We start from the raw sequence: 12,912 nt of genomic DNA on the forward strand, positions 1-12,912 counted from the left end.
TCCCCTTCAGTCGCGGCCGACGCGGTAGACCGCGAGGCTGCCGCGCAGATTGGGCAGGAAGCTCACGCGTTCATCGTTGTTCATCACGACGCGTTCGCGGATCGCGATGCCGTTCTTGGCGCACAGCGCCTCGAAGTCGCCGAGCATGCACCAGTGGATGTTCGGCGTGTTGTACCACTGGTAGGGGATGGTCTCCGACACCGGCATGCGGCCCTGCAGGATCTGCAGCCGGTTCTCCCAGTAGCCGAAGTTAGGGAAGGTGACGATGCCCTCGGCACCGACGCGCAACAGTTCGATCAGGATTTCTTCGCTGTTGCGCATCGCCTGCAGCGTCTGCGACAGGATCACGTGGTCGAAGCTCGCGTCGTCGAAGTCGGCGAGGCCGGCTTCCAGGTCGCCCTGGATCACCTGCACGCCGGCGGCGACGCACTTGACGACGTTGTCAACGTCGATCTCGACGCCGTAGCCGGACACGCGCTTGTCGCGCATCAGGTGCGCCATCAGCGTGCCGTCGCCGCAGCCTAAGTCGAGCACGCGGCTCTTGGGCGTGATCCAGTCGGCGATCACCTTGAGGTCGGCGCGTAAGCTCATCGGTTGACCTCCTTGTGCACGCGGTTCAAGAAGGCGTGCATCAGATCGTGGTAGGGGTGGTCCCTCATCAGGAAGGCGTCGTGGCCGTGGCCGGACGCGATCTCGGCGTACTGCACGCGCTTGCCGGCGGCCACCAGCGCGTCGACGATCTCGCGCGAGCGGGACGGCGAGAAGCGCCAGTCGCTGTCGAAACTGACCACCATGAAGTTGGCGAGTGTGCCCGACACCGCCTTGACCAGGTCGCCGGCGAACGGCTTGGCCGGGTCGAAGTAGTCGAGCGCCTTGGTCATCAACAGGTAGGTGTTGGCGTCGAAGCTGTCGGAGAACTTGTCGCCCTGGTAGCGCAGGTAGGATTCGATCTCGAATTCGACGTCGAAGCCGTACTGGTACTCGCCGGACTTCAGCATGCGGCCGAATTTGGCGCCCATGCCGTCGTCGGACAGGTAGGTGATGTGGCCGAGCATGCGCGCGAGCCTAAGCCCTCTGCGCGGGATCGCGCCGTGCGCGTAGAAGTCGCCGCCGAAGAACTCGGGGTCGGTCAGGATCGCCTGGCGCGCGACGTCGTTGAACGCGATGTTCTGCGCCGACAGCTTGGGGGCGGACGCGATCACCAGCGCGTTCCTCACGCGCTCGGGGTAGTCGATGCTCCACTGCAGCGCCTGCATGCCGCCCAGACTCCCGCCGACGATCGCCGCGAAGCAGTCGATGCCGAGCCGGTCGGCCAGCCGCGCCTGCGACTTCACCCAGTCGTTGACGGTGACGACCGGGAAGGCCGAGCCCCACGGCTTGCCTGTCGCCGGGTCGATCGTCGACGGGCCGGTAGAGCCGTGGCAGCCGCCGAGGTTGTTCACGCCGATCACGAAGAAGCGGTCGGTGTCGATCGGCTTGCCCGGGCCGATCATATTGTCCCACCAGCCGGGGTTCTTGTCGGCTTCGCTGTAGCGGCCGGCGACGTGGTGGTGGCCGGACAGCGCGTGGCAGATCAGGACGGCGTTGCTCTTGGCCGCATTCAGCGTGCCGTAGGTTTCGAACTGCAGTTGGTAGCTTGGGAGCACCGTGCCGCATTCGAGCGCCAGCGGCGATTCGAACACGGCGGTCTGGGCGCTCACCAGGCCGACCGAGCGTGGCGTATTGGACATGGCTTCAGGGCTTGCGGGCGTCTGACACCGGCACGACGCGCGCCGGCATCTCTATTATCGTGTTGTAAGGGTTGCACGCGATTATAACGGCATTCGCCGGCGTGTCAGTCCCTCGACCATCGCCTTGTGCGGGGCGATAATCGCCGTTTTTCCTCGCACTGTGACCCCCATGATCGGCCGTCTTCTGAAGCTTTTCGTGCTGATCGCCGTCGCCTACGGCCTGATCCGCTGGCTGTTCACGTCGCGCCAGAAAATCCAGTTGCACGAAGGGGCGAAGACGCTCGCGCAGGCGCTGGTGATCTCGGGCTTGCTGGCGGTGGTCTGGCACCTGATCGGCGGCCACCGCTAGGTCCTGTTTTCAAAGCGGCTGCAGGCCGCCCATGCGGCGTTGCGCGGTGCTCGAAATCCTCATGGACGACGTGTCCATTCCAGTTTCTGCGCGCCGTGCGCCTTGCCTGGACGTCCTTCGCCGGCTTTGAAAATCACGACCGAAAGCGGGCTTACTCCTCGAGCAGCGCCTTGAGCGCCTTCAGGTCGCGCTCGACCCAGCGCAGGTCCTCGGCGAACTGCGTATCGCTCATGCCCGTCAGCCGGAACAGCGTGAAGATCACTTCGCTGCCGTCGCCGTTGGCGAGCACGCGCATCGGCACGTAAATCTCGACGTCGGGCGACGGGTCGACTCTGTGGTCGACGACGCCGAAGTCGTTGCGCGGCGTGAAGCGCACCGTCATCGGCCCGTTCGGCGTCTCGGCCAACCAGGCACTGCCCGCCGGCGCGATCGACTGGCACAGTCCCGACGCCCAGCGCGGGAAGTTTTCCGGCGCACAGAGGAAGGCGTAGACCTCGCCCGGCGCGCGCTCAATCGTTACGCTGATCGTTTTCGCTTCGTTCGTCGTCATCACGTTCTCCTCGTCCGGATACGGCCTTACGTCGCCTTTATAGCTGCTCGGCAACTTAAGCGTGGCGCGCGTTGTCAGAATGGGCGGAGGACGCCGACTAATCCGTAGAGCCTGTTATGAATCTGGTCGCGAGCCCTCCAGGAGAACGTCCATGCTGATCCGCCGCCCCGACGACCCCGACGGCATCCTGCCGTCCGGCATCACGCCGCGCGAACTCTACCTCGACCGCCGCCGCTTCCTCGCGCTGGGCGCCGCAGGCGCCTTGATGTCGGCCGACGCCTTCGCCGCGCTGTCGGCGAAGAAGAGCCTCTACTCGACCGCCGAGAAGATCAACCCGCTGAAGGACATCACCGGCTACAACAATTTCTACGAGTTCGGCACCGACAAGGAAGACCCGGCCGCGTATTCCGGCGCGTTCAAGCCGCGGCCGTGGACGGTCGCGGTCGACGGCGAGGTGATGAAGCCGAGGACCTTTTCGATCGACGAGCTGTTGAAGCTCGCGCCGCTCGAGGAGCGCGTCTACCGGATGCGCTGCGTAGAGGGCTGGAGCATGGTGATCCCGTGGATCGGCTACCCGCTGTCTGCGCTGCTCAAGCTGGTGCAGCCGACCAGCCGCGGCAAGTACGTCGCGTTCGAGACGGTGATGCGGCCGACCGAGATGCCGGGCCAGCGCTCGCGCGTGCTCGCGTGGCCGTACCGCGAGGGCCTGCGTATCGACGAGGCGATGCACCCCTTGGCCATCCTCGCCGTCGGCCTGTACGGCGACGTGCTGCCGAACCAGAACGGCGCGCCGATCCGGCTCGTCGTGCCGTGGAAGTACGGCTTCAAGAGCATCAAGTCGATCGTGAAGATCCGTCTCACCGAGAAGCCGCCGGCGACGAGCTGGAACCTTGCCGCGCCTGACGAGTATGGCTTCTATTCGAACGTGAACCCGAACGTCGACCACCCGCGCTGGAGCCAGGCGCGCGAGCGGCGCATCGGTGAGTTCTTCAAGCGCGACACGCTGCCGTTCAACGGCTATGGGGCGCAGGTCGCGCAGCTGTATCGCGGCATGGACCTGAAGGTGCATTTCTGATGGAAGCGACAATCAGCGCCGCGCGCGGCTCGGCCAACCTTCGCGAACAGCGGGTGCGCCGCCTGAAGGCGCTGCTGTTCGCGGTCTGCCTGCTGCCTATCGTGCGCGAGGCGTATCTGGTGCTGTCCGGCGCCGAGGTCAACCCGATCGAGTTCGTCATCCGCTCGACCGGCCTGTGGGCGCTGGTGTGGCTGTGGGCGACGCTGTTCATCAGCCCGCTGAAGAAACTCACCGGCTGGGGCTCCTTGCTGCGCTTCCGGCGCGAACTCGGGCTGTTCTCGTTCTTCTACGCGTGCCTGCACCTCGTCTGTTACCTGTGGCTCGACAAGTTCTTCGACTGGGCCGACGTCTATAAGGACGTGATCGGCCGGCCCTTCATCACCATCGGCACGGTCGCGGTCGTGCTGATGCTGCCGCTCGCGGTCACGTCGACCGACGGCTGGGTGCGTCGACTGAAACGCAACTGGTCGCGGCTGCACTGGCTCGTCTACCCGGCCGCTGCGCTGTCGGTGTGGCACTATTTCCTCGAGGTCAAACGCGATACGACGCAGCCGTGGATCTACGCGGTCGTGCTGGGCTTGCTGCTCGGCTGGCGCGTGTACGAGCGCGGCATCCGGCCGTGGCTCGCGCGGCGCATGAGTCCCGTTCGCTAAACAGACCGCCCGGCACGCCGGGCGGTCTGATGCCATGCCGGCGAGGCTTACTTGATCAGCAGCCTGCGCCCCCCGCTCGTCGTTTCGCGCTTGGGCAGCGTCAGCTCCAGTACGCCGTCGTTGAAGCGCGCGTTGGCGCTGGCGTCGTCGATGTCGTGCGCGAGCTGGAAGCTGCGCCGCACGCTGCCGTAGTAGCGTTCGGAGCGGATCAGCTGTTCACCTTCCTTCAGCTCGTACTCCTGCTTCATTTCGGCGCTGATCGACACGGTATTGCCGTCGATCTCGACGTGGATGTCCTCTTTCTTCACGCCCGGCAATTCGGCCTCGACCGTGTAGGCCTTGTCGTCTTCCTTCACGTCGATCTTGATGTCCGGAGCCAACGTCGCGTCGCGGCCGAAACCGACCGGCCGCACGAAGAAGCCCTTGAGCATGTCGTCCAGCAGCGTGTCGAAGTCCGGTCGCCTGATCAGATTGGCCATGGTGTCCTCCTATTCAAAGGGGAGCAGTTTGCGCTGCCCACAGCCTCGAAGTAGCCCTTAAGCGACTGGTTTTCAATGGGAATTTTGTCGGGTTTGTCGCGCCGGACGCGCGGTCGGTATACTCGCCGGCATCCACGATTCCGATAAAGCCGACCATGAGCAAGAACAAGGCGCCGGTCACCCAGGCGGTGCGCGTGCTGCGCGAGCACAAGGTCGCCTACAGCGAGCACCTGTACGACTACGAGGAAAATGGCGGCACCAAGGTGTCGAGCCGCGAGCTGGGCGTGCCCGAGCACGCGGTGATCAAGACGCTGGTGATGCAGGACGAGAACAAGAAGCCGCTGATCGTGCTGATGCACGGCGACAAGGAGGTCGGCGTCGGCCTGTTGGCGCGCCAGATCGGCGCGAAACGCGTCGAGCCGTGCGAGCCCAAGGTGGCCGACAAGCACAGCGGCTATACGGTCGGCGGCACCAGCCCGTTTGGCACCAAGAGCGCGATGCCGGTGTATATCGAGGCGAGCATCGCCGACCTGGAGAGGATCTACATCAACGGCGGCAAGCGCGGCTTTCTCATCGGCATCAGCCCGGCCGACGCTATAGCCATCCTCGAGCCGGTGGCGGTGACGGTCGCGGTGTGAGGGCGAAACCGCGCGTGGGCGTCGACGTGGTTTAGCGACGTCGGCGGCAAGCGCCATCCCCGTTGCAACATAAAAGCTCGGCCAACCTTCAGGGGGTTGGCCGAGCTTTTTTCGTTCCTGCTATTTGTTGATCCGCGCGAGCCGGCGCCGGAACAGCGTGCGCATCGTGAAGCCGACGACGAGGAAGGCGAACATCGCTGCCGCCAGCGTCGCCGGGCTGCCCCACACCAAGGGCGAGATCACGCCGGCGGTGAGGCTGGACAGCATCGTCTGCGTGAAGCCCTGCATCGACGATACCGTGCCCCTGAGGTGAGGCATCTGGTCCATCAGCGTCAGCGTGATCGTCGGCGCGACCACCGACATGCCGACCGTGTACAGCGCCAGCGGCAAGACGCTCCACGGCAGCATCGCCGGGAAGAACAGGTGGTAGGCAAGGTTGGCCGAGGCCGCGGCGAACATCAGCGTGTAGCCGAAGGTGACCATCTCCCTCGCGCTGCGCCGCCCGGCGAGCCGGCCCGACAGGTAGGCGCCGAACATCATCCCGCCGACCGCCGGGCCGAACATCCACAAAAAGGCCTGCGGCGACAGCTCAAGGTGCTGCATCAGGAACACCGGCGCCGACGGGATGTAGAGGAAGAAGCCGGCAAAGTTGAACGACACCGCCAGCGCCAGCAGGTCGAACTCGGGTTTCTTCAGCACCTGCCAGTAGTTCGACAGCAAGGTCTTCGCGGCGAGCTTGTGGCGCGCCGGCGGCGGCAGCGTCTCGGGCAGCGCCGCGAGGCTCGCGACGAACAGCGCGGCGCCGATCAGCGCCATGAACACGAAGATCGAATGCCAGCCGAACGCGCCGAACAGCCAGCCGCCGACCACCGGCGCGATCGCCGGCGACAGCGAGAACAGCATCGTCACCTGCGACATCAGTTTTTGCGCTTCGGCGCCTTCGAGCCGGTCGCGGATGATCGCGCGTCCGACGATCAGGCCGGCGCCGCCGCAGATGCCCTGCAGCGCGCGGAAGATCAAGAGCGCGGTCAGATCGGTAGACAGCGCACAGCCGATCGAAGCGAGCGCGAACAGAAAGGTCGTCACCAGCACCACCGGCCGGCGGCCGACCGCGTCGGAGATCGCTCCGTGCCACAGCATCATCAGCCCATAGAAGAACAGATAGACGGTCAGCGCCTGCTGGATGGCGACCGGGCTGGCGGCGAGGCTGTCGCCGATCGCGCGCATCGCCGGCAGGAAGGTGTCGATCGAGAACGGGCCGAGCGTCGAGAGCGCGGCGAGCAGCATGGCGAGGCGGAAGTGCTGCCGTTGGAAATCAGAAGTCATGGCGGTCCGGATGGTGAATCGGCGAATTAGTTTAGTGGTTGACTAATTGCCTAGGCAAACGCGCGTGGCCGAAACGGGAAAGGGCCGCGCGAGGCGGCCCGTTTGCAGGCGCTAGATAGGATCAGAACAACTCGCGCCACGATAGCCGCATGCCCTGCGCGGCGGCGGGCGGCGCGACCAGCATCAGGTCGCCGACCGAGGTGTCGCTCGCTGAGCCGGCGAAGGTCAGGCGCAGACCGAGTCGTCCCGGATTGATGCTGGTGTAGAGGTTCGCGCGGTTGTTGATCTGGCCGTCCTGCGAGCGGTACGGCTGCCAGCTGACCGGCTTCGCGCTGCTGCCTAGGAAGGTCAGCTCGGTCGGCATGGCGAGCCCGGCCTGCACGCCGCTTGCGACGTTGGTGTTCGGCTGGTCGCTGTACTGGACGCGGTCGAAGTCGGTGTACTTCTCGTCGCCGTCCAGGTCGAAGAGCGGAATGTCGCTGCGCGCGCCGCTGCCGGCGTCGAGCGCCATGATCCAGCCGTCGCCGGGCGGCGCGCACTTGCCGCCGGGCGAAACCGGGATCTGGGTCGAGAAGAACAGCTTGTCGCCTAGCAGCATCGGGCTGTGCATGATGCGCTCGCCGTAAGTCGCCGGCAGTTCGAGGTGCCAGCCGCCGTCGCCGGGCTGGCTGGCCGCATTCTGGCTCACGCGGCGCACCATGCGGCTTGCGCCGCCGGCCTCTGCCATCTCCTCGCGTTCTATGGTCTGCGCGACGAGCGTGGTCGAGCGTTCGGCGTAGCGGTATTCGCCGACCTGTCCGTTGTCGCGCAAGCCGTAGATGGCCTGTACCGCGAACGGCGCGGCCTTGTCGGCGTTGTACAGCAGCCGGCCGGTGCCGAAGATCACCGTGTGGCCGCTGCCGCCGGCGGCGATCACCGGCGCGCTCGTCACCGGCTGGCTCGCGCTGCCGTCCCAGAACAGCCGGCTAGTCCAGTTGGCCGGGGCGGTGGACAGGTCGAAGCGCCAGACGTCGCCCTTCAGGTCGCCGGCGTAGACGACGTCGGCGACGTCGTCGTTGTCGATGTCGAGCACCGCCGGCGCCGACAGGCCGTTGCCGCCGCTGGTATCGACCGTCAGCTCGCGGATCACGGCGCCGGTTGCAAGGTCGATCACGAACAGGCTGGCGACACCGCCGGCGCTGTCGTAGCCGTTGGCGACGATGGCCGCCCAGGTGGTGGAGTCCCCGCTGCCGGTGTGGACCTTGGCGATGATCGGCCGGCCGAAGGTGTGGCCGAGGTGGCCGAAGCCCGCCGACTTGTCGGTCTTGTCCCACAGCACGACGTCGGACGCCTCCCAGGTGGCGTCGCCGGCAAGCAGGGTGAGCTTGAGTGCGAACAGCCCCTTGCCGCCCTGCGCGAGCGTGCCGACCAGGATCGAGTCGTCGCCGGCCTTTTCGATCGAAAGAGGCCCGTTCACGTAGTAGCGGTGCGGGTTGGAGAAGGTGCCGTAGTCGTTGCGCGCGAGATAGAGCGTGTTGAACAGCACCGCCGACGGGATGTAGCCGAGCACCTCGGTGTAGTCGGTGTCCCCCCCCCCGCGCTTGAACACGTGCAGCATGCCGTCGTTGGCGCCGACCGCGACCAGCTGGCCGTCGTTGGCGGTCTCGGGGCGGCTGTCGATGATGTCGCCGAGTTGACGCTGATAACGGGTCGGCAGGCTGACCGCGATCCCCTTGGGCTCGCCGAACAGTTCGCCGAGCACGTCGCCGAGGCCGAGGTTGACGCCGATCAGCGGGTTCACTTCGTCGGACGCGGCGCCGACGAGGTTGGAGATGTCGTTGATCAGGCCCTTGTAGGTGGTGACGATGCGCCTGTCCTTCGGCGCGGGCAGCTTGGCCGGTACCGGATGCGCGAGGTCGATCTTGCCGGCTTCGGACACCGGGTAGACGTCGAGCCGGCCGGTCCACGCGCCGGACTGGTACGACGCCTGGAACACCGAGCGCGACATCGGGTGGGCCGACACCGGCGGCACCGAGATCGAGCCCTGGCCTGCCATTTCGCGCATCGCGTTGTCGTAGGCGGTGGACAGCTCGGCCAGGTTCTTCGCCCACTGGTAACGGCCGCCGCCTTTCTGCGCCGTCGCTGCCAAGAGGGGCTGATCGGCGCCCAGCGCGATGGTGTTGGTCACCAGGTTCTGCCGCGGGAAATCGGCGGCGTCGAAAGATTGTCCGTCGCGGTCCGTTCCCCCCGTCATCAGGTCGCCCTGGTACGCGCGTTCGGCCAGATCGTCCAGTTTTGGCGGGTTGGGCAGGCCGGACAGCAGCGTATCGTCGTTGAATGGGAAGCTGTCGTCCTTCGATGGCGTGTCGGAGGACACCAGTAGGACAAAGTTTTTCTGGCAGCGGTACAGAATCGGCGAGTCGTAGCGCGTGGAAGACGCGCCGAGCAGACCGCCGACCAGTCCCTCCACGGCGGAGCTGACGCTCTGCAACAAGGGGCTGGTCGGTTTGTTGTACAGCGACGGCTGGCCGCGGTAATAGCGAGTGAGTTCGGCGTACGACTCGGCGATCGGAAACCCCATCTGAACGCCGAGCGCCCCGCCGAGGGTGCCGGTCAGCGTGGTCGCCAACTTGCCGCTGAGCAGCTCGTTGACGCCGAACAAGGCGTCGCCGACCAGGCCGCGCTCTTCCGCTTCCAGATACAGGCGGCCGCCGCTATTGCGCTTGTTGAGGGCTCCCTGGAGATCGAGCACCGTGCCGAGCAGGCTGGCGAGCGTCGGCTCTGGCAGCGAGTTGTCGTAAGACAGCAGCCCGAGCCGAACCGGATACTGCTTGCCCAGCAATTGCGTGGTCAGCTGTTGCACGTCCACCAGCAACGGTGCCTTATCCAGCATCGGCACCAGCATCACGTTCGGCGGGAGGGTCGCCGACGACAGCTGCAGCGGAACAGCCGGGTAGGGAGACGGCTCTGCCCGAGAGCTCAGGCAGGGCAGGAGCAGGGTGGCACAGGCGAGGCGGGCGACGACGGGCGACATGGCGGGCTTCCTTGTCTGGCGACGGGCGTCATGCCGGTCGCAAACCAGGCTGTGCTCTGTGCGCCGTCTGTGCAGCGTATCTCGGGGCGGTATAGCGGTCCCGGCGGCCGGCCTGTGTCAGGGATATAGGCAGGCCAACGGGGTGCGGCTATACGTAAAAATACGTATAAGTCATGGCTTGAGAGGGGTTTTTTGTTACTGATAAAGCAGTTGCAGGCTTACAGCCGGGCTATTTTAAATAAAAAACCCGCCAATCGGCGGGCCTCGTTTTTTTCTGCGAGGGTTCAGTGCGCCGCTTCCCAGCTGTCGCCGGCGCCGACCTCGGCCAACAGCGGCACCTTCAGCTTTGCGACGCCGGCCATGATGGACGGCAGCGTTGCCTTCACCGTCGCCAGCTCGTCCTGCGGCACTTCGAGCACCAGTTCGTCGTGCACCTGCATGATCAGCTTCGTCTTCAGCCCCGACTCTTCCAGCCAGCGCTGCGTCGCGATCATCGCCAGCTTGATCAGGTCGGCCGCGGTGCCCTGCATCGGCGCGTTGATCGCCGCGCGCTCGGCGCCGGCGCGGCGCGCCTGATTGCTGGCCTTGATCTCGGTCAGGTACAGCCGGCGGCCGAACACCGTCTCGACGTAGCCCTGTTCGCGGGCGCGGGTGCGCGTCTCTTCCATATAACGCGCGACGCCCGGGTAGCGCATGAAGTAGCGGTCGATGAAGGCCTGCGCGGCGGAGCGCTCGATCTCGAGCTGGCTGGCGAGCCCGAACACGCCCATGCCGTAGATCAGACCGAAGTTGATCGTCTTCGCGTAGCGGCGCTGTTCGCTCGTCACCGCGTCGAGACCGACGCCGAACACCTCGGACGCGGTCGCCTTGTGGACGTCCTCGCCGTCGCGGAACGCCGCCAGCAGGTTCTCGTCGCCCGACAGGTGCGCCATGATCCGCAGTTCGATCTGCGAGTAGTCGGCCGACACGATCGCGTGGTCTTTCGGAGCGACGAAGGCCTCGCGCACGCGGCGGCCCTCGGCGGTGCGCACCGGGATGTTCTGCAGGTTCGGGTCGGAGCTCGACAGCCGGCCGGTGATCGCCACCGCCTGCGAATAGTTGGTGTGCACGCGGCCGGTGTCGGCGCGGATCAGCAGCGGCAATTTATCCGTGTAGGTCGACTTGAGTTTGGCGAGGCCGCGGTATTCCAGAATACATTTGGGCAGCGGGTGGTCGAGCGCGAGCTTTTCCAGCACCGATTCGTCGGTCGAGTAACCGCCCGACGGCGTTTTCTTGACGCCCTTAGTGGCGATGCCGAGCCTGCCGAACAGGATCTCCTGCAACTGTTTCGGCGAGTTCAGGTTGAACGGCTGGCCGGCCAGCGCGTAAGCCTGCGCCTCGAGCGCCAGCATGGATTCGCCGAGCTGCCGGCTCTGCTCGGCCAACCTTTGCTTGTCGATCAAGACGCCGTTGCGCTCCATCGTGAAAAGCACCTCGGCGGTCGGCAGTTCGATGTCGCGGTAGACATTCAACAGCCTGCCATTCAGTTGAGACACGAGCGCCGCGTTCAGCCGCAGCGTGATGTCGGCGTCTTCGGCGGCGTAGGCGGTCGCGGTGTCGAGGTCGACGTCGGCGAAGCCGATCTGCTTGGCGCCCTTGCCGCACACGTCCTCGTACTTGATCGTCGTCTCGGAGAGATGCCGCTCGGCCAGGTCGTCCATATTGTGCGTCAGGTGGCTCTCTACCACGTAGGACGCTAGCAGGGTGTCGTCGGCGACGCCGGCGAGCGCGATGCCGTGGTTGGCGAACACGTGGCGGTCGTACTTCAGGTTCTGGCCGAGCTTTTTCTTGTCCGGGTTCTCGAGCCACGGCTTCAGTTTGGCGAGTGTCTTGTCGAAGTCGAGCTGGTCGGCGACGCCCGGCGCTTTGTGCGCCAGCGGCAGGTAAGCCGCCTCGCCCGGCGTGACGGCGAAGCTGATGCCGACCAGCCGCGCCGACATCTGGTCGAGGCTGTTGGTCTCGGTGTCGAGCGAGACGATAGACGCAGCGTCGAGTTTCGCCAGCCACGCGTCAAATTGCATCTCGGTCAGGATGGTCTCGTAGCGGCGTTCGACGCTGGTGTGTGCGGTATCGTCAGGGACGGTCGCGGCTTGGGGGGCGGCCGGTTCGGCGGCGCCGAACAGGTCAACGGTCGCGCCGCCGGCCTGCGCGGCTTCGGCCGGTGCCGGAGTGGTTAGGTTGGCCGAGCCCTTGGCGAGCCAGCCCTCGGCCTCTTTCAGCCAGCTCTTGAAGCCGTGTTCGCGGAACGCGTCGGCCAGGGCCTGCTCATCCTTCTCGCGGTGGCGCAGCGTGTCGAGGCCGTCGGGCAGGTCAGCTTGCAGATCGACGTCGCACTTGATCGTCACGAGTTCGCGCGACAAGGGCAGGCGCGCCAATGCCTCGCGCAGCTTCTCGCCGACCACGCCCTTGATCTGATCCGCGTGCTCGATCACGCCGTCGAGGTCGCCGTACGCTTCCAGCCATTTGAGCGCGGTCTTCGGCCCGCATTTGTCGACGCCGGGCACGTTGTCGACCTTGTCGCCGATCAGCGTCAGGTAGTCGACGATGAGCGTCGGCGGCACGCCGAACTTGCCGGCCACGCCCGCCTCGTCGAGGTTCTCGTCGGTCATCGTGTTGACCAGGCTGACGTTGGGCGTCACCAGCTGCGCCATGTCCTTGTCGCCGGTCGACACGATCACCTTGAAACCCTGTGCCTCGGCCGCGCGCGCGAGCGTGCCGATCACGTCGTCGGCCTCGACGCCTTCTACCGACAGCAAGGGCCAGCCGAGCGCCCTGACCAGCGCGTGCACCGGGGTGATCTGCTCGCGCAAGTCGTCGGGCATGCTCGGGCGTTGCGCCTTGTATTCCGGGTACAATGCGTCGCGGAAGGTCTTGCCTTTTGCGTCGAATATGCAGGCGCTATAATCGAAGCGGACTTCCTTTTCGAGCCTCCTGAGCATATTGACCATGCCGTACACCGCCCCGGTGGGGCGGCCGTCCGGCGAACGAAGATCCGGCATGGCGTGAAACGCGCGGTAGAGATAAGAAGAGCCGTCGATCAATAACAATGTTTTCATGAGG

The 12,912-nt window shown here is 65.7% G+C and carries 11 protein-coding genes; 4 read left to right on the forward strand and 7 right to left on the reverse strand.

The window, feature by feature from the left end; genetic code table 11:
• Positions 1-6 precede the first annotated feature (6 nt).
• Both metW and metX read right to left on the reverse strand, forming a co-directional pair.
• On the reverse strand, positions 7-591 hold the full coding sequence (gene metW, locus DWG20_RS07315; protein ID WP_115433188.1) for a methionine biosynthesis protein MetW: 585 nt from the start codon (positions 589-591) through the stop codon (positions 7-9).
• Positions 588-1,730, reverse strand: coding sequence for a homoserine O-succinyltransferase MetX (gene metX, locus DWG20_RS07320; RefSeq protein WP_115433189.1), 1,143 nt, complete (start codon positions 1,728-1,730; stop codon positions 588-590). Before metX ends, metW begins: the two co-directional genes overlap by 4 nt.
• Before the next feature lie 169 nt (positions 1,731-1,899).
• Between metX and DWG20_RS07325 the strand changes: the two genes are divergently transcribed.
• On the forward strand, positions 1,900-2,079 hold the full coding sequence (locus DWG20_RS07325; RefSeq protein WP_115433190.1) for a protein MIGRI: 180 nt from the start codon (positions 1,900-1,902) through the stop codon (positions 2,077-2,079).
• 151 nt (positions 2,080-2,230) lie between these two features.
• Here DWG20_RS07325 and DWG20_RS07330 read toward each other — a convergent pair whose 3' ends face one another.
• Positions 2,231-2,629 (reverse strand): SRPBCC family protein, encoded by a 399-nt coding sequence (locus tag DWG20_RS07330; RefSeq protein WP_115433191.1) that lies wholly within the window; start codon positions 2,627-2,629, stop codon positions 2,231-2,233.
• 151 nt (positions 2,630-2,780) lie between these two features.
• On the opposite strand from DWG20_RS07330, the gene msrP reads away from it, so the two are divergent.
• Positions 2,781-3,704 (forward strand): protein-methionine-sulfoxide reductase catalytic subunit MsrP, encoded by a 924-nt coding sequence (gene msrP, locus DWG20_RS07335; RefSeq protein ID WP_115433192.1) that lies wholly within the window; start codon positions 2,781-2,783, stop codon positions 3,702-3,704.
• On the forward strand, positions 3,704-4,357 hold the full coding sequence (locus tag DWG20_RS07340) for a protein-methionine-sulfoxide reductase heme-binding subunit MsrQ (protein ID WP_115433193.1): 654 nt from the start codon (positions 3,704-3,706) through the stop codon (positions 4,355-4,357). Before msrP ends, DWG20_RS07340 begins: the two co-directional genes overlap by 1 nt.
• Before the next feature lie 47 nt (positions 4,358-4,404).
• On the opposite strand, the gene DWG20_RS07345 is transcribed toward DWG20_RS07340, so the two are convergent.
• Complete coding sequence (locus DWG20_RS07345) at positions 4,405-4,836, reverse strand: Hsp20/alpha crystallin family protein (RefSeq protein WP_115433194.1); 432 nt, start codon at positions 4,834-4,836, stop codon at positions 4,405-4,407.
• 155 nt (positions 4,837-4,991) lie between these two features.
• Between DWG20_RS07345 and ybaK the strand changes: the two genes are divergently transcribed.
• Positions 4,992-5,474, forward strand: coding sequence for a Cys-tRNA(Pro) deacylase (gene ybaK, locus DWG20_RS07350; protein WP_115433195.1), 483 nt, complete (start codon positions 4,992-4,994; stop codon positions 5,472-5,474).
• 120 nt (positions 5,475-5,594) lie between these two features.
• On the opposite strand, the gene DWG20_RS07355 is transcribed toward ybaK, so the two are convergent.
• The 3 genes from DWG20_RS07355 to polA form a co-directional block, all read right to left on the reverse strand.
• Positions 5,595-6,800: a multidrug effflux MFS transporter gene (locus DWG20_RS07355; RefSeq protein WP_115433196.1), complete on the reverse strand. Its 1,206-nt coding sequence runs from the start codon at positions 6,798-6,800 to the stop codon at positions 5,595-5,597.
• 121 nt (positions 6,801-6,921) lie between these two features.
• Complete coding sequence (locus DWG20_RS07360; protein WP_115433197.1) at positions 6,922-9,813, reverse strand: pilus assembly protein; 2,892 nt, start codon at positions 9,811-9,813, stop codon at positions 6,922-6,924.
• A 284-nt stretch (positions 9,814-10,097) separates the two neighbouring features.
• Positions 10,098-12,908: a DNA polymerase I gene (gene polA / locus DWG20_RS07365; RefSeq protein WP_115433198.1), complete on the reverse strand. Its 2,811-nt coding sequence runs from the start codon at positions 12,906-12,908 to the stop codon at positions 10,098-10,100.
• Positions 12,909-12,912 lie beyond the last annotated feature (4 nt).

Origin of the sequence: Crenobacter cavernae, from assembly GCF_003355495.1 — a bacterium.
Classification (GTDB): Bacteria; Pseudomonadota; Gammaproteobacteria; order Burkholderiales; family Chromobacteriaceae; genus Crenobacter; species Crenobacter cavernae.